Source organism: Streptomyces sp. NPDC093064, from assembly GCF_044754605.1.
In the GTDB taxonomy this organism is placed as follows: domain Bacteria; phylum Actinomycetota; class Actinomycetes; order Streptomycetales; family Streptomycetaceae; genus Streptomyces.
In genome coordinates this window covers 1-23,942 of sequence record NZ_JBIVPK010000021.1, presented here as the reverse complement: position 1 = coordinate 23,942, position 23,942 = coordinate 1, and the positions used below count along the sequence as shown (strand labels likewise).

22 protein-coding genes and 1 pseudogene are annotated in these 23,942 nt (G+C 71.3%); 2 read left to right on the top strand and 21 right to left on the bottom strand.

Annotated features, from left to right (window positions below; translation table 11 throughout):
• Nucleotides 1–266: 266 nt before the first annotated feature.
• From ACIQFZ_RS24095 to ACIQFZ_RS24045, 11 genes are all read right to left on the bottom strand, one after another.
• Nucleotides 267–1,913 (bottom strand): amidohydrolase, encoded by a 1,647-nt coding sequence (locus tag ACIQFZ_RS24095; protein ID WP_402692102.1) that lies wholly within the window; start codon nt 1,911–1,913, stop codon nt 267–269.
• The gene (locus ACIQFZ_RS24090; RefSeq protein WP_376651075.1) at nt 1,910–2,320 is read right to left on the bottom strand and encodes a cupin domain-containing protein; all 411 of its coding nucleotides are present in this window, start codon (nt 2,318–2,320) and stop codon (nt 1,910–1,912) included. Before ACIQFZ_RS24090 ends, ACIQFZ_RS24095 begins: the two co-directional genes overlap by 4 nt.
• Before the next feature lie 15 nt (nt 2,321–2,335).
• Complete coding sequence (locus tag ACIQFZ_RS24085; protein WP_376400517.1) at nt 2,336–3,739, bottom strand: NAD(P)/FAD-dependent oxidoreductase; 1,404 nt, start codon at nt 3,737–3,739, stop codon at nt 2,336–2,338.
• Entirely contained in the window at nt 3,736–4,908 is a 1,173-nt protein-coding gene (locus ACIQFZ_RS24080) for an ABC transporter ATP-binding protein (protein ID WP_383057697.1), read from the bottom strand. Before ACIQFZ_RS24080 ends, ACIQFZ_RS24085 begins: the two co-directional genes overlap by 4 nt.
• Nucleotides 4,898–5,689 carry an ABC transporter permease gene (locus ACIQFZ_RS24075; RefSeq protein ID WP_365417644.1) on the bottom strand — a complete coding sequence of 264 codons (792 nt, stop codon included), beginning with the start codon at nt 5,687–5,689 and terminating at the stop codon, nt 4,898–4,900. The genes ACIQFZ_RS24080 and ACIQFZ_RS24075 overlap by 11 nt, the downstream gene beginning before the upstream one ends.
• Nucleotides 5,686–6,564: an ABC transporter permease gene (locus ACIQFZ_RS24070; RefSeq protein ID WP_365417641.1), complete on the bottom strand. Its 879-nt coding sequence runs from the start codon at nt 6,562–6,564 to the stop codon at nt 5,686–5,688. Before ACIQFZ_RS24070 ends, ACIQFZ_RS24075 begins: the two co-directional genes overlap by 4 nt.
• Before the next feature lie 3 nt (nt 6,565–6,567).
• Nucleotides 6,568–7,665: an ABC transporter substrate-binding protein gene (locus tag ACIQFZ_RS24065; protein ID WP_402692101.1), complete on the bottom strand. Its 1,098-nt coding sequence runs from the start codon at nt 7,663–7,665 to the stop codon at nt 6,568–6,570.
• 221 nt (nt 7,666–7,886) lie between these two features.
• On the bottom strand, nt 7,887–8,489 hold the full coding sequence (locus ACIQFZ_RS24060; protein WP_402692100.1) for a helix-turn-helix domain-containing protein: 603 nt from the start codon (nt 8,487–8,489) through the stop codon (nt 7,887–7,889).
• A gap of 193 nt (nt 8,490–8,682) precedes the next feature.
• The gene (locus ACIQFZ_RS24055) at nt 8,683–9,912 is read right to left on the bottom strand and encodes an arginine deiminase (RefSeq protein ID WP_365417633.1); all 1,230 of its coding nucleotides are present in this window, start codon (nt 9,910–9,912) and stop codon (nt 8,683–8,685) included.
• 162 nt (nt 9,913–10,074) lie between these two features.
• On the bottom strand, nt 10,075–12,627 hold the full coding sequence (locus ACIQFZ_RS24050; RefSeq protein ID WP_365417630.1) for a polynucleotide kinase-phosphatase: 2,553 nt from the start codon (nt 12,625–12,627) through the stop codon (nt 10,075–10,077).
• The gene (locus ACIQFZ_RS24045; protein ID WP_365774163.1) at nt 12,624–14,144 is read right to left on the bottom strand and encodes a 3' terminal RNA ribose 2'-O-methyltransferase Hen1; all 1,521 of its coding nucleotides are present in this window, start codon (nt 14,142–14,144) and stop codon (nt 12,624–12,626) included. Before ACIQFZ_RS24045 ends, ACIQFZ_RS24050 begins: the two co-directional genes overlap by 4 nt.
• A 280-nt stretch (nt 14,145–14,424) precedes the next feature.
• Between ACIQFZ_RS24045 and ACIQFZ_RS24040 the strand changes: the two genes are divergently transcribed.
• Nucleotides 14,425–14,913, top strand: a complete 489-nt coding sequence (locus ACIQFZ_RS24040) for an NUDIX hydrolase (RefSeq protein ID WP_365417624.1) — start codon at nt 14,425–14,427, stop codon at nt 14,911–14,913.
• An 11-nt stretch (nt 14,914–14,924) separates the two neighbouring features.
• Here ACIQFZ_RS24040 and ACIQFZ_RS24035 read toward each other — a convergent pair whose 3' ends face one another.
• From ACIQFZ_RS24035 to ACIQFZ_RS24020, 4 genes are all read right to left on the bottom strand, one after another.
• Nucleotides 14,925–15,848: an LLM class F420-dependent oxidoreductase gene (locus tag ACIQFZ_RS24035; protein WP_365417622.1), complete on the bottom strand. Its 924-nt coding sequence runs from the start codon at nt 15,846–15,848 to the stop codon at nt 14,925–14,927.
• A gap of 78 nt (nt 15,849–15,926) precedes the next feature.
• Nucleotides 15,927–16,397, bottom strand: coding sequence for a DUF6099 family protein (locus ACIQFZ_RS24030; RefSeq protein ID WP_365417692.1), 471 nt, complete (start codon nt 16,395–16,397; stop codon nt 15,927–15,929).
• A 182-nt stretch (nt 16,398–16,579) separates the two neighbouring features.
• A complete protein-coding gene (locus ACIQFZ_RS24025; RefSeq protein ID WP_402692099.1) occupies nt 16,580–16,975 on the bottom strand; it encodes a nucleotide pyrophosphohydrolase in 396 nt (131 codons plus the stop codon).
• Nucleotides 16,976–17,074: 99 nt separating this feature from the next.
• Entirely contained in the window at nt 17,075–17,464 is a 390-nt protein-coding gene (locus ACIQFZ_RS24020; RefSeq protein ID WP_365417616.1) for a cell division protein SepF, read from the bottom strand.
• Nucleotides 17,465–17,780: 316 nt separating this feature from the next.
• Between ACIQFZ_RS24020 and ACIQFZ_RS24015 the strand changes: the two genes are divergently transcribed.
• Nucleotides 17,781–19,457, top strand: a complete 1,677-nt coding sequence (locus ACIQFZ_RS24015; protein WP_402692098.1) for a hypothetical protein — start codon at nt 17,781–17,783, stop codon at nt 19,455–19,457.
• Between the two features lie 98 nt (nt 19,458–19,555).
• Here the strand turns inward: ACIQFZ_RS24015 and ACIQFZ_RS24010 are convergent, their stop codons facing one another.
• The 6 genes and pseudogenes from ACIQFZ_RS24010 to ACIQFZ_RS23985 form a co-directional block, all read right to left on the bottom strand.
• Complete coding sequence (locus ACIQFZ_RS24010) at nt 19,556–20,557, bottom strand: polysaccharide deacetylase family protein (protein ID WP_402692097.1); 1,002 nt, start codon at nt 20,555–20,557, stop codon at nt 19,556–19,558.
• A 43-nt stretch (nt 20,558–20,600) separates the two neighbouring features.
• On the bottom strand, nt 20,601–21,602 hold the full coding sequence (locus ACIQFZ_RS24005) for a glycoside hydrolase family 11 protein (RefSeq protein ID WP_402692096.1): 1,002 nt from the start codon (nt 21,600–21,602) through the stop codon (nt 20,601–20,603).
• Between the two features lie 301 nt (nt 21,603–21,903).
• Complete coding sequence (locus tag ACIQFZ_RS24000) at nt 21,904–22,158, bottom strand: hypothetical protein (RefSeq protein ID WP_402692095.1); 255 nt, start codon at nt 22,156–22,158, stop codon at nt 21,904–21,906.
• Nucleotides 22,159–22,519: 361 nt separating this feature from the next.
• Nucleotides 22,520–22,867 (bottom strand): annotated as a pseudogene (locus ACIQFZ_RS23995) (SDR family oxidoreductase); the annotation flags it as partial.
• 76 nt (nt 22,868–22,943) lie between these two features.
• Nucleotides 22,944–23,504: an SDR family oxidoreductase gene (locus ACIQFZ_RS23990; protein WP_402692094.1), complete on the bottom strand. Its 561-nt coding sequence runs from the start codon at nt 23,502–23,504 to the stop codon at nt 22,944–22,946.
• A partial coding sequence (locus ACIQFZ_RS23985; protein WP_402692093.1) for an RNA-guided endonuclease TnpB family protein occupies nt 23,440–23,942 on the bottom strand: 503 nt, incomplete at its 5' end. The genes ACIQFZ_RS23985 and ACIQFZ_RS23990, both read right to left, overlap by 65 nt.

The window sequence follows — 23,942 nt, the reverse complement described above, 5'->3', positions numbered from 1 at the left end:
GCCGGGGGGCACGGCCTTGCCGCACGGGTGGCCTGGACGGCGTTCCCGGTGGTGCTCAACGACGCCGAGAGGACGGCGGGTTGGCCGCCGCGCCGCACTGGCGCACGGCGGATCGAGCCTCCTCACTCCTCTCCAGGGCATCAGCACTCACCGGAACCACAGTGGACGAAGACGTGCGGGCGTCACGCTCGCACAGGAACGAGATGTTGTCTAGACCACTCACCGCCCCGAGGGCCGCCCCCGACACCCCTGCGCCGCCCGCCCGTTCACTCGGCGTGGACCGTCTCCCCAGCGACCAGGGTGAGCACGGCGCGGGTGCCGGCCACCTCCGCGTCCGGGGCGAGGAGGTCCCGGTCGAGGACGGCGAGGTCGGCGGCCATGTCCTCGCGCAGCAGGCCGACTTCGTCGTCGTTGCCGTTCACCCAGGCCGAGCCGGCCGTGTAGGCGCGCAGGATGTCGGTCAGCTCCAGCCGTTCGTGCGGCACGAACGGGCGGTCGGCGCCCGGCCACCCGGTGTGCGCCGAGCCGGGCGGTTCGGTGCGGTGCACGGCGACGTGCATGGCCTGCCACGGGTCGGCCGTGGTGACCGGCCAGTCGCTGCCCCCGGCGAGCCGGGCGCCGTTGTCCAGGAGCCGGCGGAAGGGGTACTGCCGGCCGGCTCGCCCCTCGCCCAGCAGCGGGTTGGTCAGCTCGTCGGTCTGCTGGTGGTGGGTCGCCCACAGCGACTGGACGTTGGCCGTCACCCCCAGCGCGGCGAAGCGGCCGATGTCCGCGTCGTCGACCAGCTGCACATGGGCGATGTGGTGGCGCCGCTCGCGCGCTCCGTTGGCGGCGGCCGCGGCCTCGACCGCGTCCAGGCACTCGCGCACCGCCCGGTCGCCGATCGCGTGGAAGTGCACCTGGAGGCCGGCGGCGTCCAGGCGGGTCACCGCCTCGGCGAGCAGCGCGGCGGGCACGTTGGAGTGGCCGAGGTTGCCGGTGGCGCACCCGCAGGAGTCCAGGTACGGCTCCAGCAGGGCGCCGGTGCCGTTCTCCAGCACGCCGTCCTGCATCACCTTCACGGCGCCGGCCCGGAAGCGGCGGCCGGGCTCGCCGCGCCGCGCCACCAGGTCGTCGAGCTGCTCCAGGCCGCGGTCGCGGTCCCACCACAGGGCGCCGGTGACCCGGGCCTTCAGCAGTCCCTCCGCGTCGGCCCGCCGGTAGGCGGCGAGCGTGTCGCCGGCCCCGCCGTAGGCGCCGACGATGGCGTCCTGCCAGCCGGTGATGCCGTACCGGAAGAGGTGGGCCTGCGCGTGGCTCAGCGCCGCGAGCTGGTCCTCGACGGTGTCCGGCGGGAGCAGCCGGGCCACCAGGTCCATGGCGCTCTCGTGCAGCACCCCGGTGGGCCGGCCGGCCGCGTCGCGCTCGATCCTCCCGGCCGGCGGGTCCGGGGTGGCCGCGTCGATCCCGGCGTGCTCCAGTGCCGCCGAGTTGACCCACGCCGAGTGGTGGTCGGCGTTGGGCAGGAACACCGGCCGGTCCGGTACGGCCGCGTCCAGCGACTCCCGGGTGGGCCAGCCGCCGGGGAAGCAGTCCATGCTCCAGCCGCCGCCGAGGATCCACGACCGGCCCGGGTGGGCGGCCGCGTACTCCCGGACGACCGTGAGGCAGTCCTCGGCGTCGGTGGCGCCGGTGAGGTCGCAGCGCAGCGCCTCCAGGGCGCCCCAGACCGGGTGTATGTGCGCGTCCTGGAGGCCGGGCACCACGGTCCGGCCGGCCAGGTCGAACGTCTCGGACGCGCGGCCGGCGGCCCGGCGTACCTCGGCGTCGGTGCCGACGGCCGTGATCCGGCCGCGGGCCACGGCGACGGCCGTCGCGTGCGGGCGCCGCGGATCGCCGGTCCACACCCGGCCACCGTGCAGGACGAGGGTCACGCGCCGGCCCCGTGGGTGCGCACCACGTACACCTTGCGGAGGGTCTCGTGGACCTGCCAGGTGCCGCGCCAGCCGGCCGGCATCGCCAGGGTGGCTCCGGGACGCAGCTCGACGTCCTCACCGTCCTCGGTACGGACGGTGGCGGATCCGGTCAGCACCTGGCAGACCTCGTCGTAGCCGTCGCGGGTGGCGGTGAAGTGACCGGGGTCGCACTCCCAGACGCCGACCTCGACCAGCCCGTCGGGCGACTGCCACAGGGTGAGGGTGGTCTCCTGCTGGCCGGTGGTGCTGGTCGGCTTGGGCGTCGCGGGGGGCAGATCGGCGCTCGCCGCGTCGGCGAGGAAGGCGACGGCGGGAACGAGGGCGGTGGTGGCGGTGGCGCCGGCTGCGGCGGTGGCGGTTTCCATGGGGGGTTGCTCCCTTCAGCGTCCGCTGATGACGTTGGCGACGCGTGCGATGACGGAGGTGCGCTCAAGACCGGAGTTCTCGTGCCGGTCGGCGGCGCGGTAGGCGACGTAGAGGCTGCGCACGCCCAGCCAGCGCAGCGGCTCCGGCTCCCAGCCGCGCACCTTGCGGCCGACCCAGGGCAGCCGGGTGAGGTCGGTCTCACGTCCGAGGATCAGGTCGCGCAGGGTGCGTCCGGCGAGGTTGGTGGTGGTCACGCCGTGCCCGACGTAGCCGCCGGCCCAGCCGAGGCCGGTGTCCCGGTCCAGGTGGACGGTGGCGCACCAGTCGCGCGGCACGCCCAGCACTCCGGACCAGGTGTGGTCGATCGCGACGCCCTCGGTGGCCGGGAAGTGCTGCCTGAGGATGGCCTGGAGCTGCGTCTGGGTGGCGGCCCGGGTCTCGCCGCGCTGGTCGACGTGGGAGCCGAACATGTAGGGGATGCCGCGCCCGCCGATGGCGATACGGCCGTCGGTGGTGCGCTGGATGTAGCAGTACGAGTTGGCCTCGTCCCCGATCAGTTCGGCGCCGCGCCAGCCGATCTCCTCCCACACGGAGGCGGGCAGCGGCTCGGTGACGATCATGCTGCTGTTCATCGGCAGCCAGACCCGGCGGTGGCCGCGCAGCCCGGCGGTGAACCCCTCCAGCGCCCGGATGACGTAGGACGCCCGGACGGTGCCGTGGGTGGTGACCGCCTCGCGCGGGCGGATCTCGGTGACCTCGGTGCCCTCGTAGACGGCGACGCCCATCCGCTCCACCACGTCGGCCAGGCCCCGGACCAGCTTGGCGGGCTGGATGCGGGCGCAGTGCGGGCTCCACTGCGCGTAGCGGGCGCCGGCTATGCGGACCCGCTCGGCGAGCCGGTCCGCGTCGAGTTCGACCAGGTCGTCCTCGCCCCAGCCCTCGGCGCGCAGCGTCGGCAGCCCTTCGCGCAGCCGTCGCTCCTGCGCGGCGTTGGTGGCGACGTGCAGCAGTCCGTCCTTCTGGATGTCGGCCTCGATGCCCTCCTCGGCGGCGACCCGGATGACCTCGTCGACGGAGGAGAACATCTCCCGCTGCAGGGCGACGGCCGGCTCCCGGCCGTGCGACTTGGCGTAGCGGCGCATCTGGCCGGGCGGCTCGGCGCTGAGCCAGCCGCCGTTGCGGCCGGAGGCGCCGAAGCCGGCGAACTCCTTCTCCAGGACGGCGATCCTGAGGTCGGGCTGGGCCTTCTTGAGGTAGTAGGCGGTCCACAGGGAGGTGTAGCCGCCGCCGACGAGTGCGACGTCGACGTCCAGGTCGCCGGGCAGGGCGGGGCGGCGGGCGGGGACGCCGCTCTCCCGGAACCAGAAGGAGACGTCGCCGTTGACGAAGGTGGGGCTGGTGGCGGGGGTGGTGCTCATCGTCCGCTCTCTTCCGCGACGGCGACCGGGACGCGGTCGCCGGAAGTGGGTGGGTGGGTGGTGCCGGAGGGGTCGTCGAGCAGGACGCCCCGTTCGACGTCCCAGACCACGGTGACTTCGTCGCCGTGGCGGACGCCGGACAGCCGGTCGGCCTGCTCGCGGGCGAGCAGCACGGTGCCGTCGGGCAGGGCGAGTTCGAGCTTGCGGCCGGAGCCCAGGTATATCTCCTGGGTGACACGGGCGGGCAGCGTGTTGACCCCGGGCGCGACGGGCTCGGCGGCCGGCTGGACCCGCAGGTGCTCGGGGCGGACCACGACGGCGGCCGCGCCGCCCTCGGGCAGCCGTCCGGCGACGCGTACGGTGCGGTCGCCGACCCGCAGGCAGGAGTCGTCGCCGTCCGGCTCGACGCGTCCACGGACGGTGGAGGACTCGCCGAGGAACTCGGCCACGAAGAGGCTGCGGGGCCTTTCGTAGAGTTCGCTCGCGGTGCCGACCTGCTGGATGCCCCCGTCGTCGAAGACGGCGATGCGGTCCGACAGGACGAGCGCCTCCTCCTGGTCGTGGGTGACGAAGACGAAGGTGGAGCCGACCTCCTGGTGGACCCGCTTGATCTCCAGCTGGAGGGATTCGCGCAGCTTCTTGTCGAGCGCGCCGAGCGGCTCGTCCATCAGCAGCACGCTCGGCTCGTACACCACGGCCCGGGCCAGGGCGACCCGCTGCTGCTGGCCGCCGGAGAGTTCGCGCGGTCTGCGGTGGCCGTAGCCACCGAGCCGTACGGTCTCCAGGGCCGCCTCGACCATCTCGGCGCGGCGGGCTCTCGGCACCTTGCGCTGCTTGAGCGGGAAGGCGACGTTCTCCGCGACGGTCATGTGCGGGAAGAGCGCGTAGTGCTGGAAGACCATGCCGATGTCGCGCCGGTGCGGCGGCAGGTCCTGCATTTGCCTGCCGCCGATGGTCAGCGTGCCCGAGGTGGCGGCGGTGAACCCGGCGATGATGTTGAGGGTGGTGGTCTTGCCGGAGCCGCTGGGGCCCAGCAGGGTCATGAACTCACCCGGTTCGATGACCAGGGAGACGTCGTCGACGGCGACGGAGTCCGCGTACTCCTTGCGCACCTGCGCCAGTTCGATACGGGCTCCGCGCGCCTTGATGAGGCTGGTGTCAGCGGACACGGTTCCTCCTGGCGGTGGCGAAGGTGGCGGCCAGCACGAGCACCGTGGTGAAGACGATGATCAGCGTGGCGGCCGCGGCGATGGTGGGGTCGGTGTCCCGGGTCACGCTGGCGAACATCTGGACCGGCAGGGTCTGCAGGTAGGGGCTCTGGATGAACAGCGAGACCACGACCTCGTCGAAGCTGGTGACGAAGGCGAACAGGGCACCGGAGACGACGCCCGGGGCGATCAGCGGCAGGGTCACCTGCCGGATGGCGCCCCAGCGGGTGGCGCCGCAGATCAGTGCGGCGTCCTCCAGCCGCCGGTCGAAACCGCGCAGGCTCGCCGTCACCGGGATGATCACGAACGGCAGGGCCAGCACGGTGTGGGCGGTGACGAAGCCGAGCAGGGTGCCCAGCAGGTTGTACTGGAGGAAGAGCGCGTACACGCCGATGGCGACCACCACGGTCGGCACGATCATGGGGGCCAGCAGCAGCCCGTACGACGCCTTCACCCAGCGTGAGCCGGACCGGGTGAGCGCGATCGCTGCGGCGGTGCCCAGGACGGTGGCCACCACCGCGACCAGGGCGCCGACCTGAAGCGAGGAGAACAGCGCCTCGGTCCACCGGGGGTCGGTGAAGAAGTTGGTGTACCAGCGGGTGGACCAGCCGCTCGGCGGGAACACCAGGGACGCCTTGTCGGTGAAGCTCAGCGGGATCACCACGAGCGTCGGCGCGATGAGCCAGAGGCCCACCAGCGCGCTGAACGCCCACAGCGCGATCCGCGTGGGTGCGGTCCTCATCGGGCGCCTCCCCGGTTGCGGGTGAAACGCAGGACGACGCCGACCAGTCCCAGCAGGACCAGCGTCACCGCCAGCAGCACCACGCCCATCGCTCCGCCCCGGCCCCACGCGAGCAGCCCGTTGACCTGGGTGAAGATCTGCTGCGAGATCAGCGCCTGGTCGGGCGAGCCCAGGAGCGCCGGGGTGACGTAGAAGCCGAGCGAGGTGATGAACACGGTCAGCGCGCCGGCGCCCACCCCGGGCAGCGACAGCGGCACGAAGACCCGCAGGAACGCGGTGGCCGGGCGCGCCCCCATGCCCTGCGCGGCGTCGAGGAGCCGGCGGTCGATGCCGCTCATCACCGCGTACAGCGGCAGCACCATGAACGGCATCAGCACCTGCGACATGCCGATCACCACCCCGGTGGGGGTGCGGATGAGCTGGAGCGGGCCGAGACCCACGGTGCCGAGGACCTGGTTGACCACGCCGCTGTCCTGGAGCAGCACCACCCAGGCGAAGGTGCGCACCATCAGGCTGGTCCAGAACGGCAGCAGCACCAGCAGGGTGAGCCAGATCCGCGCCCGGGCGCCGACCACGGTCATCAGGTAGGCGTACGGGTAGGAGAGCAGCAGCGTCACCAGGGTGACGACGGCGCCGACGGCCAGCGTGCGCACCAGCGTGGCGAGGGCGACGTCGCTGGTGAAGAACCAGGAGTAGTTGCCGGCGCCGGGTGCGGGCTCGCTGACGCTGCGCCAGGCCATCAGGCCCAGTGGCACCAGGAAGAGCACGGCCAGCAGGACCAGCGCGGGCAGCAGCAGCCATCCCCACCGGCCGCCGGCGCCCTTGCGGGGCCGGCCGCCGGTGGCCGGGGAGGCGATCTCGATCAGGGCCGTCATGGGTTACCGGGCCAGCCAGTCGGACCACTTCTGGATGATCTGCTCCTGGTTCTTCGCCCACCAGGCGTTGTCGACCTTGAGTGCCTGGGCCTGCCGCTCGGAGGTGGTGGTCAGGTACTGCGTGGCGAGCGTGTCGAGCTTGGGCTTGGCGTCGGTGTTGATCGGGGAGTAGGAGGTCAGCTCGGTGAGCTTGGCCTGCTGGGTGGCACCCAGGTAGTAGTTGATCAGCGCCATAGACGCCTTGGGGTTCTTGGCGCCGATGGGGACGGCGAGGGAGTCGGAGACCGGCAGGAACTGGTTCCACTGGGGGGCGAAGTGAGCGCCGTTCTTGACCGCCGAGTAGGCGCGGCCGGACCACATCATGGCCATGGAGACCTCGCCGGACTCCAGCAGTTGCTGGGAGCGGGCGCCGGTGTCCCAGAAGACCAGCGAGGAGCGGACGCTCGTCAGCTTCTTGAGGGCCCGGTCGACATCGAGCGGGAAGAGCTTGTCGGGGGCGACCCCGTCCGCGATCAGCGCCGCCTCCAGCGGGCCGGGGGCCGCGTCCGACGCGAAGCCGGGAATCGCGCGCTTGCCGGGGTACTTCTTGGTGTCGAGGAAGTCCGCCCAGCCCCTCGGCGGGTTGTCGCCGAACTTCTTCTTGTCGTACATCAGGACCACGCCGTAGCTCATGGCCGGCACGGAGCACTTGTCCTCCGTGCCCTTGGGCAGCTTGGAGGTGTCGACGATCTTGCTGTCGAGCGGCATGAACATCTTGCCGCACTGGCGCTTGGCCCAGAGGGTGTCGGCGTCCACCACGTCCCAGGTGATGTTCTTGGCGTCGACCTGGGCCTTGACCTTGGTGTAGTCGGTGGGGCCGTCGGAGAGCATCCGCGCGCCGGAGTCCGTGGCGAACGGCTTGACCGCGGCCGACTCCTGACCGTCCTGGTAGATGCCGCCGTAGGAGGCGAAGGTGAGGGTGACGCCGTCGAGCGCGCCCCTCTTCACCTGGCCGGCTGCGGCCGGTCCGGGGCCGAGGTCGACGTCGGCGGCGGCCGGGCCGGTGCCGGCGCAGCCGGTGAGGGTCAGCAGCAGGGCGCCGGCGGCAGCGGCACACCCCATGATTTTACGTGATATTCCGGGCATGACTGTCTCCAAGGAGGACGGTGAAGACGCGAGGGCACCGAGAGGGCACGGCGCGGAGGCGCACGGCGGCAGGGCGCGACGGGGCGCTGCGCGGCGGGGGCACGGTGAAGGAGGGTGCGACCGCACCGCGGGCAGGAGTGGGGAGGGATTGCGGCTGGTGAGGGGTACGGGCGATGAGGGGTGCGGGTGGGGCGGGGTCAGTCCGGGGTTGGCGGACTGATGATCCAGAGGATCTCGGCGGGCTCTTCGTGGCGATTGACCACGCGGTGCGGCACCGAGGAGCGGTATTCGATGCTGTCGCCGGCCTCCAGGTCGTGGGCCCGGCCGTCGAGTTCAACCCGTACGGCGCCGCTGATCACCAGGAGGATCTCCTGGGAGTCACCATGGGTGTAGGCGTCGTCACCGGTGGAGGTCCCCGGGTCGAACTCGCCCGCGTACACCTCCAGATGACTGAGCGGGCGCTGTGAGATGAGGAATTTTCGACTGCCCGGAGCGGCGTGCAGCATCGGCCGGTCGGCCCGCCGCACCGCTCTCGGACCGGGCCGGCCGTCCTGGTCGAACAGGTCGGCCACGGTCAGACCGAGCGCCACGGCGATCCGCCGCAGCATGCCGATGGAGCAGTTCACCTGCCCGCGTTCCAGCTGGCTGAGGAACCCGGGACTGGCCTGCGCCGCCTCCCCCAGGGCGCGCAGCGACATCCGCCGCATCATCCGGTACTCCCGGATGCGGTCCCCCAGTGCCGCGTCGGCGGCACCGTCGGTGGCACCACCGGAGGGGTCCGGCAACGAACGATCAGTCATGAGCGAACACCTGATACGTCTTCAGCGAACACTTTGTTCGCTGGGGTGATACGGACCGTACGCCGAGGTGATCCGTGAGACAAGACCCTCCCCACGCCGTCACCGGAACGTGATCACCCGCGTGCGCGTCCAGTGCTGCGACCGGAAAGGCTCACCGGCTCGCGGCGCCCGGCAAACCTTTCCGGTCACATCGCTAGCCCGCCACGGCGTCCCGCTCGACCGGGCAGCTCATGCAGCGCGGGCCGCCCCGGCCCCGGCCCAGTTCGCTGCCGGGGATCTCGATGACCTCGATGCCCTGCTTGCGCAGGTGGGTGTTGGTGGTGACGTTGCGCTCGTAGGCAACAACAACGCCGGGTTCGACGGCGAGGACGTTGCAGCCGTCGTCCCACTGCTCGCGCTCGGCCGCGTGCACGTCCTGGGTGGCGGTCAGGACCCGGATCTCACTCAGCCCCAGCGCGGCAGCGATCGCGCGGTGCATATGCTCGGCCGGATGGTCGGTGACCTTCAACTCGTTGTCCTCGGAGCCCGGTTCGATGGTGTACGAGCGCAGCATGCCGAGCCCGGCGTACTGGGTGAAGGTGTCGCCGTCGATCATGGTCATCACGGTGTCGAGGTGCATCACGGCCCGCCGCTTGGGCATGTCGAGCGCGACGATCGTCCGGGCCGATCCGGCGGCGAACAGCTTGTGCGCGAGCATCTCGACGGCCTGGGGCGTGGTCCGCTCGCTCATGCCGATGAGCACGGCGCCGTTGCCGATCACGAGCACGTCCCCGCCCTCGATGGTGGACGGGTAGTCGGCCTGCCCCTCGGACCACAGATGGAACGTCTCGCCCCGGAACAGGGGGTGGTAACGGTAGATCGCCTCGAAGTGGACGGTCTCGCGCTGCCGGGCGGGCCAGCGCATGGCGTTGATCGACACGCCGTCGTAGATCCAGGCGGAGGTGTCGCGGGTGAAGAGGTGGTTGGGCAGCGGGCCGAGCAGGAAGTCGTCCAGTTCCATGGCGTGGAAGCGCACGGACGTCGGCTCCTCGTGGGCGGCCAGGAACTCCCGCTTGGTCATGCCGCCGACGAGCACCTCGACCAGTTCGACGGCGGGCAGGGTCTCGAAGACGGCCCGCAGGTGATCGGTGGCGAGCGGCCCGTACTCCTTCTCGTCGAAGACGCGGTCCAGGACGAGCGAGCGGGCCGACGGGATCTCCATCGCCTCGGTCAGCAGATCGCCGAAGAGGTGCACGGCGACCCCGCGGTCGCGCAGCACGTCGGCGAACCCGTCGTGCTCGGCACGCGCCCGGCGCACCCACAGCACATCGTCGAAGAGGAGGGCGTCCTTGTTGCTGGGGGTGAGCCTTTTGAGCTCGAGATCGGGCCGGTGCAGGATGACGCGGCGCAGCCGCCCGGCCTCGGAGTCGACATGGAATCCCATGCCTCCATCCTGGCCAACGGCGGCCGGTTTCACCCTCCGCGCACCTGTTTCCACGGCCTCCTTTTTTCGTCACCTTGACGAAAGGAAGGAACCCCCACGGCACTTGGAAGGCGGGACCGCCGGGGCCCGGGAGCGATCTCCCGGGCCCCGGCGGAAGGCCCCTCACAGGCGGGGGTCCACCGGCTCCGACTCCAGCGCGAGCACGCCGAACACCGCCTCGTGCACCCGCCACAGCGGTTCGCCGTCGGCCAGGCGATCCAGGGCCTCCAGACCGAGGACGTACTCGCGGATCGCCAGGGAGCGCTTGTGGTTGAGGAAGCGCCCACGCAGGCGGGCGAGGTTGTCCGGGCGGGTGTACTCGGGACCGTAGATGATCCGTAGGTACTCCCGGCCCCGGCACTTGATGCCGGGCTGCACCAGACGCCCCTCCTTGCCGCGTACCAGAGCGCCCAGCGGCTTGACGACCATGCCCTCGCCGCCGCGGCCGGTCATCTCCAGCCACCAGTCGACGCCCGCCCGCACCGACTCCGGGTCGGCCACGTCGACGTACAGCCGGCGGGTGGTCTGCAGCAGACCGGTGACATCGTGCTTCACGAGCCGGTCGATCAGTGCCAGTTGCCCGTCGTGCGACAGTCCGGCCAGGCTGCGGCCCCGCGCGGCGAGGATCTGGAACGGTGCCAGGCGGACGCCGTCCAGGCCGTCGGTCGGCCAGCAGTAGCGGCGGTAGGCGGCCGTGAACGCGGCTGCGTCGGCGGCCCGTTCGCGCTGGCGGTCCAGCAGGTCCGTCACGTCGACACCGCGCGCCGCGGCGCCCTCCAGGGCGGACAGCGCGTCCGGGAACACCGCGCCGGAGGCCGCGCCGACCGCCGCGTACTGCGAGCGCAGCAACCCGGAGGCCTTCAGCGACCACGGCATCAGCTCGCAGTCGAGCAGCAGCCAGTCGGTGTCGAGGTCCGCCCACAGGCCCGCCTCGGTGACCGCCGTGCGCAGCCGGCCGAGTATCTCCTCGGTGACCGACGGGTCGTCGAAGAAGGGGCGGCCGGTGCGGGTGTAGAGGGAACCGGTCGGGCCGTCCACTCCGAACCGCCCGCGCGCCGCCTCCGGGTCCCGGCAGACCAGGGCGACTGCCCGCGAGCCCATGTGCTTCTCCTCGCACACGACCCGGTCCACCCCGTCCTCCCGGTACTGGGCGAACGCCTCCTCCGGGTGCTCCAAGAAGCCGTCGACCCTCGAAGTCGCCGTCGGCGCCATGGTGGGCGGCAGATACGGAAGCAGCCGCGGGTCGACGGCGAAGCGGCTCATGACCTCAAGGGCCGCCGCCGCGTTCTCCTCGCGCACCGCGACCCGGCCGGTGTGCCGGGTCTCGACGGCCCGGCGGCCGTGCACGTCACCGAGGTCCAGCGGACGGCCGTCGTGTCCGCCGGGTGCCTCGGTGCGCAGCGGCCTGGCCGGCTCGTACCAGACCCGCTCGGCCGGCACGTCGACCAGTTCTCGCTCCGGCCAGCGCAGCGCGGTCAGCTTGCCGCCGAACACCGCGCCGGTGTCCAGGCAGATGGTGTTGTTCAGCCAGGTGGCCTCCGGGACCGGGGTGTGGCCGTAGACCACGGCCGCCCGGCCGCGATAGTCCTCCGCCCACGGATAGCGCACCGGCAGGCCGAACTCGTCCGTCTCCCCGGTGGTGTCGCCGTAGAGCGCGTGCGAGCGCACCCGCCCGGAGGTGCGGCCGTGGTACTTCTCCGGCAGACCGGCGTGGCTGACCACCAGCCGCCCGCCGTCGAGGACGTAGTGGCTGACCAGGCCGTCGATGAACTCCCGTACCCGTGCCTTGAACTCCTCGCTCTCCCCCTCCATCTGCGTGATGGTCTCGGCGAGTCCGTGGGTGGGCTGGACCTTGCGGCCCTTGAGGTGGCGCCCGTACTTGTTCTCGTGGTTGCCCGGCACGCACAGCGCGTTGCCCGCCTCGGCCATGGACATCACCCGGCGCAGCACACCCGGGCTGTCCGGGCCGCGGTCGACCAGGTCGCCGACGAAGACCGCGGTACGGCCCTCGGCGTGCGCCCCGTCGATGTAGCCCAACTTGACCAGCAGCGACTCCAGTTCGACGGAGCAGCCGTGGATGTCGCCGATGATGTCGAACGGGCCGGTGAGGTGGGTGAGGTCGTTGAAGCGCTTCTCGGTGACGACCGACGCGTTCTCGACCTCGTCGACTCCGCGCAGCACGTGCACCTTGCGGAAGCCCTCCCGCTCCAGGTGCCGCAGCGAGCGCCTCAGTTCGCGGGTGTGCCGCCGGATCACCCGGCGCGGCATGTCGGACCGGTCGGTGCGGGCCGCGTTGCGCTCGGCGCACACCTCCTCCGGTACGTCGAGCACGATGGCGATGGGCAGCACGTCGTGGCTCTTCGCCAGGTCGATCAACTGGCGCCGCGCGTCCTGCTGCACGCTGGTGGCGTCGACGACGGTACGGCGGCCGGCCGCCAGGCGCTTGCCGGCGATGTAGTGCAGCACGTCGAAGGCGTCGCGGGTGGCGCCCTGGTCGTTCTCGTCGTCGGAGACCAGGCCGCGGCAGAAGTCCGAGGAGAGGACCTCGGTGGGCTTGAAGTGGCGCCGGGCGAAGGTGGACTTGCCCGAGCCGGAGGCGCCGACGAGGACGACGAGGGAGAGGTCGGTCACGGGCAGGACGCGTCCTCGTGGTGTGGGGGTCTGTGTCTCGGTCATGCCGCCTTCGCCTCCTTCTCGGTGTCCTTGGCGTCCTTGGCGTCCTTGGCGTCCATGTTGTCCTGGGTGCCCTTGGTGGTCCCGAGGGTGAACACGGCCATCTGGGTGGGCGGTCCGACCTCGGGGTCGTCGGGGCCTATGGGACGGAACTCGACCTCGTAGCCGTGGCGTTCGGCCACGGTGTGCGCCCACTGGCCGAACTCCTCGCGGGTCCACTCGAAGCGGTGGTCGCCGTGCCGGGCGTGCCCGGCGGGGAGGGTCTCCCAGCGGACGTTGTACTCGACGTTCGGGGTGGTCACGAGGACGGTGCGGGGGCGGGCAGCGCCGAACACCGCGTACTCCAGGGCGGGCAGCCGGGGCAGGTCGAGGTGCTCGATCACCTCGCTGAGCACGGCGGCGTCGTAGCCCTTGAGCTGCTTGTCGGTGTAGACGAGCGAGCCCTGCCGGAGCGTGACGCGGGCGGCCTGCCGCTCCCCCATCCGGTCCAGCTTCAGCCGCCGGGCGGCGATGGTGAGGGCTCGTACCGACACGTCGACGCCGACGATCTCGGTGAACCGCGCGTCCCGCAGCAGTGCCTGCACCAACTGGCCCTGCCCGCAGCCGAGGTCGAGGACCCGGGCGGCACCGCTCTCGTGCAGCGCCGCGACGATCGCGTCCCGTCGCCGCACGGCCAGCGGCGTCGGCTTCTCCTCGGTCTCGGTCTCCGCCGCCACGGCGTTGTCGAGCTCATCGACCCCGCTGTCGTCGGCCTCGGCCAGCCGCACCAGCTCCAGCCGCTCCATCGCCTCCCGGGTCAGCGACCAGCGGCGCGAGAGGTAGCGACTGGTGATCAGCTTCTGCTCCGGGTGGTCGGGCAGCCAGCCCTCGCCCGCCCGGAGCAGCTTGTCGACCTCGTCGGGGGCGACCCAGTAGTGCTTGGCGTCGTCGAGGACGGGGAGCAGGACGTAGAGGTGGCGCAGGGCCTGGGCAAGGGTCATCGCCTCCGACTCCAGCACGAGCCGCACGTAGCGCGAGTCGCCCCACTCGGGGAACTCCGCGTCCAGCGCGACTGGTTCGGCCGTGACCGTCCAGCCGAGCGGCTCGAACAGGCGCTGTACGAGGGCGGGGCCGCCGCGGGCCGGAAGCGCCGGTACCTCGATGCGCAACGGGCGTGGCTGTGCCGGGAGTTCGGGCCGCGCGTGGCACACGCCGCGCAGGGCGCTGGAGAACACGGCGCTCAACGCCACGGCGAGCAGCGAAGAGGCCGCGTAAGGGCGGTCGTTGACGTACTGCGCGAGCGCCGCGTCGGGGGCGCCGCCGCGCCCCTTGCCCTTGCCCCGCCGGACCAGGGCCACCGTGTCGACCTCCAGCAGCAGCGCCGCCGTGCAGCGCTGATCGTCCGCCTCGGGGTAGAGGACGTGCGCGGTGCCGTAGGAGGTGGAGAACGCCTGGGACTTGCCCGGGTGCTTGTGCAGCAGGAATCCCAGGTCGGTCGCGGGGTGTTCGGGCGTGCCGGTGGTGGTGATGGTCAGGAACATGCGGAGGGCCTCTCCGGCTGGATGGACGGCTGCGTTGCCGTGTACGCCAAAGCCCCCGAGGACGGTGATCCCGGGGGCTCGGCAGGACGACCCCCTCACCTTCGCACAGGGGTCCGGACCTGTGCCTTCCAATATTCACCGCCCACTTCCCCACGACCGGCGCATCGTTGTCGGGAACAGGAGAAGAGGCGAGACAGCCGGCATCGGCACGGACGGGCCGAGCCCGTGCCGTGGGGGTGCCGGCGCCAGACCGTCCGGGAGGCGATCAGTGGTGGAGTGGATGCCCCGCGAGGAATGGGTGAGGACGCAGCCGCAGGCGCTCCTCGCCGCGTGTGTGGTGGTGCTGGACGGCGACGGCCGCGTCCTGCTCCTGCGCTACGGCTCCGGTCGGCCGGGGGCCGGCAGTTGGTGGCTGCCCGGCGGGATGCTGGACCACGGGGAGGACCCCTGGGCGGCGGCCCGGCGGGAGATGCGCGAGGAGACGGGCATCGAACTCGGGCCCGTGCCCCGGCTGATCGGCGTGGACCACCGTGTGGACGTACTGGGCACCGGCCCGGTCCTGGACTGCTACTTCTACGGCGGCACGCTCCCCGACGACGCGCACACGGCCGTTCGGCTCAGCGCCGAGCACGACCGGCACGGCTGGTTCGCGCCTGCCGATCTGCCCGGCGCAGGGCTCGCCGCCGGTGCGCGGACCCTCACCGCGCTGCACGAGGCGGCGCTGAGCGCCTCGGTGGTGTGCCTGCGGGAGGGCGAGCCGTGGGCGTGACGCCCGGCCCGCTAGGAGAGCTGCGACTGCACCTGGGTGGAGATCAGTTCCAGGTGGTCCAGGTCGGACAGGTCGAGGATCTGGAGGTAGATCCGGCCGGCGCCGGCCCCGGCGTAGCGGCCGATCTTGTCGACGACCTCGGCCGGGGAGCCGGCCAGGCCGTTGGCCTTCAGTTCGCCGACCTCACGGCCGATCGCGGCGGCACGTCGGGCGACCTCCTGGTCGTCCCGGCCGACGCAGACGACGAGGGCGTTGGAGTACGTCAGGTCGTCGGGGCGCCGGCCGGCCGCCTCCGCGGCGGCCCGGACCCGGCCGATCTGCCGCGCGCTGTCCTCGACGGAGGCGAACGGGACGTTGAACTCGTCGGCGTACTGGGCGGCGAGGCGCGGCGTGCGGGTCGCGCCGAGCCCGCCGACGAGCACCGGGATCTTCGCCTGTGCGGGCTTCGGCAGCGCGGGCGACCCGATGAGCTCGTAGTACGTCCCGCGGAAGTCGAAGGTCTTGCCGGCCTCCGTCGCCCACATCCCCGTGACGATGGCCAGCTGCTCCTCCAGGCGGCCGAACTTCTCCTTCGGGAAGGGGATGCCGTACGCCTTGTGCTCCTCCGCGAACCAGCCCGCCCCCAGGCCCAGTTCGACCCGGCCGCCGGACATCCGGTCCACCTGGGCGACCTGGACGGCGAGCACGCCGGGCAGCCGGAAGGTGGCGGCCGTCATCAGCGTGCCGAGCCGGATGCGCTTGGTCTCGCGGGCGAGTCCGGCCAGCGTGATCCAGGCGTCGGTGGGTCCGGGCAGGCCGTCCACGTCGCCCATGTGGAGGAAATGGTCGGAGCGGAAGAAGGCGTCGAACCCCAGGTCCTCGGTGGCCTTCGCCACGGTGAGCAAGGTGTCGTAGGTCGCGCCCTGCTGGGGCTCGGTGAAGATGCGAAGATCCATGCCCTCCATCCTGCACGCCGGCGGGCCCACCGACGCACGGGCCTCACCGGGGCCCGCCGCCCTCCGCCCCCGGTCGGGTCAAATCGCCTCCCGCTCCGGCGGCGCCTCCTCCCGCGCGGCCAGTTTCCGCACCATCTCGCGGACCCGGTCCCGGGCCTCGTCCGCCGCGTCGATCGCCTCCATGCACTGCCAGTACGTGGCCTCGTCGGCGGCCGAACTCGCGACGCCGACGAGCGCGATGCCGGCGTCGCCGAGCAGGGCGTCCAGGCACAGCAACGCCTGCCGGGCGTCGTCCAGTTCGGTGAGCCGGGCCGCCCGTAAGTCCTCCGGATCGAGGTCCGGTGTGTCGAGGACCCCGCAGCCCCGGCCCGCCAGCTCGGTCAACCCCAGTGCCTCACCCCGTAGTTCGGGTGGTCCGGAGACGGCGAGGCGGCTGCCGATCGCCTGCGCCAGGGCCTGCGCCTGCCACACCTCGGTCAGGATGGCTGGGCCCTCGCCGCTCCCCGCCAGGGCACGCCTGCTCGCCAGGATGAGCCGCACCGCGTCCATGCGCTGCCCCCGTCTGTCCCGACGTGCTGTTCGCACGTCCGCCCGAACTCCCTTGTTCACTACCCAGAGTGAAGGCGCCTGGGGCAAAACGCCAGAGGAAGACGGAAATCTGCGGACAACAAATCGGTTTCGGTCGGGTGAACGATTTCGGAGAGTGACAACGGAGGAGGGGCTTCCACCCTTCACTCCCCCGCTTCGCCCGGCTCCGCCGATTCCCGCGATCCCCCTGGTTCCCCTGATTCCCCCGGCACCGGAAACCGCCGCTCGTTCCGGTCGATCTTCACCGCCAGCGCCGCCAACGGATCGACGCCGAGCACCTCGCACAGTTGCAGCAGATACGCAAGGACGTCCGCGACCTCGTCGCGCACACGGTGCGCGGTCTCGGGGTCCGCCATGACACCGGCCGACTCCTCCGGGGTCATCCACTGGAAGATCTCGACCAGTTCGGACGCCTCCACGCTGAGCGCGGCGACCAGGTTCTTCGGCGTGTGGTACGGCTGCCAGTCGCGCGCCGCGGCGAACTCCGCCAACCGCCGCTGCAATCCGGCCAGATCGGGATGCTCGGATTCCTCAGTCACGCCACCAGGTCTACCACCCGCGGCGCCGCCACCGGCGCGGCCCCCGGCTCACGGCGCGACTCACGGGCTCACGGCACGGGCACGGCACGACCCCCGGGCTCACCCGCCCGGAACCGCCGCACCCGGCATGAGTCCGCTCACCTCGGTGCCGGGCGGCGTGAGCAGGAACACGTTGCGGTCGACGCGGTGCATCCCGTTGCCCAGTCCGAAGACGACGCCGGTACTGAAGTCCAGGATCCGCTTGGCCACCTCGCCCTCGGCGCCGGTCAGGTCGAGGAGGACCGGGATGCCCGCCATCAGGATCTCGGCGACGTCACGGGCGTCCGCGAACACATTGACCCGCAGGACGACGAAGCGGCGGCGCGCCTCCGTCGTCGCCTCCGGAGGCACACGGTGGTTCACCGCGGACGGCCAGGCGTCGCGACCGCGCAGCGGAACGACCTGGGCAAGCCCCTCCCACTGCTCATCGGTGACGTCGTAACTGTTCACCGGCTCCCCCTGCCCAAACTCGCTTCCCTCACCTGCACCAGCCAATTCTTACGCGACGTCACCCTTTCGGCCCAACAGCGACACGGTGCGCGGCTGGAGGTCGCGAGACTGCCCGAAAGAGACATCATCTCAACACATATGGATCGGCCATGACGCGCGGGTTGACCGGTTCCTGCCCGAAAGAGGCTTCTTACCGCGCTCACACCGGACTCTTCACCGCCAGCCACGCTCCACTCACCGGATCCGATTAGGTTCGCGTGTCGTGCACTTGGCAGAACAGCAGCTGGTGGCACCCGGTCGGCGGACACTGTCGGCGGTGTCCGCCCCGGAACCGCCGGCCCAGTGGCATCGCGTCCTGACGCTACTGGCCGTCGTCAGTCTCTTCATCGGTACCCGGGCGGTGTGGACGCAGGCCGCGTCCCGGCTGCTCCCCGTCGCCGGCGTCATCTGCCTGTGCTACGCCTCGATCCTGGTCTGCGCGGTGCTGACCCTGGTGGTCCACCGCACAAGGTCCCTGGCCCGCGTGGACCTGTGCGTGCTGCTGACCGCCGTGACGCTCACCCTGTGCACGTGGGTCATGAACCACGCGGGAGGCGACGAAGCCGTCCTCACCACGCAGGCGGCGAGGGAACTGGTCGCGGGGCACACGGTGTACGGGCAGCCGTGGCCCTGGCTCTTCCACGGCCCCGTGGCGCTCACGCCTACGGTGGACGGCCGCTATGACTACACCTACGGCTACCCCCCGCTGGCGGTGCTGCTGACCGCGCCTCTGCTGTGGCTCGGGCACGGCGGCGCCCCCGCGACGGCGGTGAGCACGGGCGCGCTGCTCGTCGGCACGGTCGTCCTGTGGCGGATGCTGCCGCCGCGGTGGCGCTCGGCGGCCACCATGGTGTGCCTGGGCTTCGGCCTGCTGCCGTCCTACGGGCGCCTCGGCTATCCGGCGGTCCTCGCCCTGGCGCTGCTGATCCCGGTGGTGGTGCGCTGGCCGCGGATCGGGCAGGGCGGACGGCTCGGCGCGGCCGGACTGGCCCGGGCCGCCTGCCTGGGCGCGGCGTGCGCGGCGCAGCAACTCCCCTGGTTCGTGACGCCGTTCCTGCTGGCCGGGATCTACGCGGTGCGCCGCGGCGAACTGGGCCACCGGCAGGCCCTGTCGGTGGTGCTCCGGCTGCTCGGGGCCGCCGCCACCGCATGGCTGCTGATCGACACGTACTTCATCGCGAGCGAACCGGGCGAGTGGCTGCGCGGCATCGCGCTGCCACTGACCCAGGGCGCGGTGCTGCACGGACAGGGCCTGGTGGACGTGTCGCTGTACTTCACCGACGGCAGCGACCGCCTGGACTGGTACTCGCATGCCAGTGTGCTTCTGTCCGCGGCCCTGCTGGCCGCGTTCGTGCTCTTCGTACGGCGGCTGGGCCCGGCGGCGACCGTCCTGCCCTGGTGCGCCTTCTTCCTGTCGACGCGCTCCCAGGACGGCTACTACCTGATGATGACCCCGCTGTGGGTCGCGGCCGCCGTCACCACGCCGGCCTCCGAGTTCGTGCGGGCCTGGCAACCCCGGCCGCGCCCACTGTCGGGGCCGCACCGGCGCCCGGCCCGGACCGCCGCGGTCGGGCTCCTGGTCCTCCCCGCGCTGGTCAGCGCGACCTTGGCGGTGACGGGCAGGCCGCCACTTGCCATGCGGGTCACGGCGGTGCAGCGGTCCTCCGCCACGCACGTCTCCCGGCTGACCCTCCAGGTCACCAACACCGGCGACGGCCCCCTCACGCCCCACTTCATCCTCACCACCGGCAAGGGCATGGGCCGGTTCTGGTCGCTGGCGAAAGGCCCGGCCACGATCCCCGGGCACTCCACCGCCCGCGTCGAACTGCGGGCGCCCCGCGGGGGGTACCCCGTTCCCGGGCCCCATGCCCGCATCCGTCTGCGCGCGTTCACGGCCACGCCGCAGACGCTGTCGAGCCAGGACGTCTCGCTGACGGCGCCGAAGAAGGGGTGAGCGCGCGGAGGCCCGCTTCCGGTGGCCCCCGCGCGCGCTCGCGCCGGCCGCGAACCGCCGGTGGCGCGGCGGCCGTGGTCCGCCGCGCCACCGGACGACTAACTCGTACTGCAGGAGACCGTCGGCCAGGTCCAGGTGCCATTGGTCTGTATGGTCACGCCCCAGTTGTTGCCGCTGCCGTTGGGCTTGGCCACCAGCACCTGCGAACTCGGATAACTCGCGCTGATGTTCCAGGTCGCGATGATCTTCTCCGGCGACGGAACGTTCATCGTCACCGTCCAATTACTGGAACCGCTCACCGACACATTCAGGTTGTACCGGTCACTCCACTGCTGACCCGCCGACAACGTCGCGGTACACCCACCGGTGCCACCACCACCGCCACCGCCACCACCGCCGGAGCCGCCTCCGTCGGGGGCCACGGCGCGGCCGGTCTGCGGGGAGATCATGCCGGAGCACAGGCCCTTGGAGGCCAGTGTCTGCGCGATGCGCGGGATCGCGGCGAGCGTGTTGGCCGGCCACTCGTGCATGAGGATGATCTGGCCGTTGCCGAGCCGGGAGACGGCCTGCACGATCGCGTCGGTGCTCGCGCCGTTCCAGTCCTGCGAGTCGACGTCCCAGATGATCTCGGTCAGGCCGTACTTGGCCTCGACCGACTTCAGCGTCGAGTTGGTCTCGCCGTAGGGCGGCCGGAACAGCTTCGGCGTGCCACCGCCCGCGGCGGCGATGGCCTGCTGGGTCCGGGAGAGTTCCGAATCGATCTGCGACTGGCTCTGCTGGATCAGGTGCGGGTGGGTGTAGCTGTGGTTGCCGACCCACATGCCGGCGTCGACCTGGGCCCGTACCTGGGCCGGGTAGGAGGCCGCGAACTGGCCCTCGTTGAACATCGTGGCCCGCAGCCCGTTCTGCTTCAGCGCGTTGAGCAGGGCCGGGGTGCGGTCGTTGGACGGACCGTCGTCGAAGGTGAGTCCGACGTACCCGTTGCAGGTGGCCGCGTACGACGGAGCGGCGTCGACGGTGAGGGATCCCGCCACGGCCAGCGCCGTGACGGCCAGTCCCGCGACCAGGGACCGCAGTGACGCAAGTGGTCTGGTTCTCATGCGGCTTGGGACCTTTCTGAAGAGGTCTTCGGTGTCGGCCGGGTCAGCTCGCGCTGCAGGAGACCGTCGGCCAGGTCCAGGTGCCATTGGTCTGTATGGTCACGCCCCAGTTGTTGCCGCTGCCGTTGGGCTTGGCCACCAGCACCTGCGAACTCGGATAACTCGCGCTGATGTTCCAGGTCGCGATGATCTTCTCCGGCGACGGAACGTTCATCGTCACCGTCCAATTACTGGAACCGCTCACCGACACATTCAGGTTGTACCGGTCACTCCACTGCTGACCCGCCGACAACGTCGCGGTACACCCACCGGTGCCACCACCACCGCCACCGCCACCACCGCCGGAGCCGGAGTCGCCCACGGTGATGTTGGAGTTGCCGCTGCTCTGGTAGCCCTCGGTCGCCATGATCATGTAGTTGTAGGCGCCCATGTTCATGCCGTTGCGGGCCCAGGCGTCGAAGTGGTTGCCGGTGGTGATGGTGCCGCCCGTCCGCTTCGACTGCCGGACGCTCCAGTACTGGTTGAAGGTCTTGGTGCCCTCGATGGAGGGGGCGTTGACCCGGGTCGTCTGGTAGATGTCGTACGTGCCGCCGTCAGTGGTGACCGTGCCCTTGTACGTTCCCGTGGGCCGGTAGGTGCCCCAGTTGTCGACGACGTAGTACTCGACGAGCGGGTTGGTCGTCCACCCGTAGAGGGCCAGGTAGGCGTTGCCGGACGGGTTGAAGCTGCCGGAGTAGTTCACGCTCCTGCGTCCGCCGGTGCTCCAGCCCTTGCCGGCGACGAAGTTCCCGGTGTTGCTCCATGAGGTGCTGTAGTTGCCGCCGGACCCCATGTTCATGGAGACGGTGCCCGGGCTGTCGGTCCAGAACGAGTAGTAGTACCCGTTGTTGGTGCCGGTCTGGTTCGAGGTGATGACCGTGTCGGCACTGGCGGTGCCCGGCAGCGTCATCGCGGCCATGACAACCAGCGCGGCGGCGCAGACACTCCTGATGAACCACGTGAAGCGACCGCGTCTGCGGCCGCTCGCCTGGACGAGCGTGTTCATGTCCGTGCTTCCTCCTCGTGAAGGTGGTGGGGGGCGGGCAGCACGACAGGACCTCGCGGAACGGCCGGCTGCCAGGAGGTGACGCAGCGGTGAGAAGTGTTGAGCCGGGCCCGTCGGGTGTCAACAGTTTCGGTCGGAATTTCGAAACGTTCGCCCGAACCCGGAGGCCCATGGAGACATGTTTTGCCTAGTCATAGGCATAGTCGTCAGGACCGTCCGGGCATACCCGACGAGGCACTGGACCTCTAGATCAACTTCAAGGCCGACACCTTCGAAAGTTTCGAGAACGTCGGCCTGCTCGCTATGACCCGTCCCGGTCCTCAGGCGCACCCGCCGGCAGATGGCAGGCCGTCAGATGCCGGGCCGCACCGGCCGCGCCGACTCCGCGGACCAGGATCGCGCCCCCGCGCTCCGGTCCGTCCGGGGAGGCCTCCAGGATCCTGGCCCGTACGGCGCCGGACCCGATCTCCACCAGCACGGTGCGCGTCCCGCCGGGGTCGGGGAGGGTGATCTCCAGTGAGGCGTCCGGTCGGTCCGGGCCACGGCGGCACACCACACCGCGACCGTGGCCGGGTCCCAGCCGCCGGGCACCTCGACGCGCACGGCGGCGGCCGGGCCCCGCAGCGACAGCCGGCCCGCCGGCCGCGCACCACGCTCGGCGGCCGCCCGCCACAGCGTGTCCAGGTCCGCCGCGTGCACGGTCCGGCCGACCCGGTCGCCGAGCAGGTATCCCGCGGACAGCCAGGCCCGGACCCGCAGTCCCGATCCGGGCCCCAGGAGCCGTTCGGTCCGCGCCGCGCGGGCGGCCAGGACCGAACGGCCGGGCGGGGCCAGGACGTCCTCCCAGCGCGGTACGGAACGGCCCGCGCCACAGGCTCCGCACATCGTGGCTCCCTCCTGTCAGGGGATCAGGGGCATCAGGGCATGATGTCGCCGCTGTTGGGTCCAAGGGTCTGCCCCACGTAGAGGTTGCCGCCCGGATCACTGGCCAGCAGCACGGCGGTGGGGGCGACCTCGGCCGGAACCCCGAACCGGCCGAGGGGCAGCTCGGCCTGCTTGGCCTGCTTCCAGTCCTCGCTGATCCCCTCCACCAGCGGGGTGAACACCGGGCCCGGAGCGATCGCGTTGACCAGCACCCCGTGCGGGGCGACCTCCCGGGCGAGGGCCTTGGTCAGTCCGATGACTCCGGCCTTGGCCGCCGAGTAGTGCACCAGGCCCTCGCCCCCCTTGATGCCCAGCTGGCTGGCGATGTTGACGACCCGTCTGCTGCCGCGGGCGACCCGATCCTGAAAGACTCCATGCCGTTCACCTCTCCATGTTTCCCGTGCCGCCGCCGCGCCGTCACTCCGGCCACCAGACCGTCAGACCGCCGTCCACGACCAGCTCCTGGCCGGTGATGTACGCGGCGTCGTCGCTGGTGAGGAAGCGGATCACGCGGGCGACCTCGTCGGCGCAGCCGACCCGGCCCGCCAGGATGCTCCGGCCGGCCCGCTCCAGCCCGGCGCGGCCCTTGCGCAGTTCGCGGATGCGCTTCAGGGCGACGGAGGAGGGCGACTCGCGGAGCTTGAGCCCGGCGACGAGGATGACGACGACCAGGAAGTCGGCCAGCAGGAAGATCCAGCGCCAGCCCATCAGCGGCAGCAGCACGGCAGCGAACGCCGACGCCAGGAGGGCGCCGACGGGCCAGCCGCTCTGCGTAAAGCTGAACCGAAAGCCGCGCCGCGGGCTCTTGCCGTACATCTCGTTGAGGTAGACGTTGTTGACGACCTCTTCGGATTGACATGCTCCCTGGGCTGAAGCCCGGGGATTCTGGCCTTCCACTCCGGTGCCTGTGCCGCTATGCGGCGCGGGCTCCGGTGCGGATTCCGTGGCTTCCTGCTTCGTCGCGCTGTGCCGGAACATGTTCCGGTCTTACCGACGCTCGACAGGCTGTCACCGCCAGTCCGGCGGCCTGTTTGATGTTGATGGCGGCGTTGTGGTCCCGGTCGTGGATGGTGCCGCAGGCCGTGCAGGTCCATTCCCGCACGTTGAGGGGTTTGGGCCCGTCGTGGTGACCGCAGGTGGAGCACACCTGGCTGGTGGGCTCGAACCTGCCGACCTTGACGAAGGTGCGCGCGTATCGCTGGGCCTTGTAGGCAAGCATGTTCACGAACTGGGACCAGCCCGCGTCGTGGACGCTCTTGGCCAGTCTGGTGCGCGCCAGACCCTTGACCGCCAGGTCCTCCACCGCGACCGCTTGGTTCTCAGAGGACGTTTTGAGCCGGTATGTCCGCTTCGGATGCGGGCTTGAGTTGGCCACGGCTCGGAAGGTCACGCGGTCCCTTCGGCAGCTTCTACAGT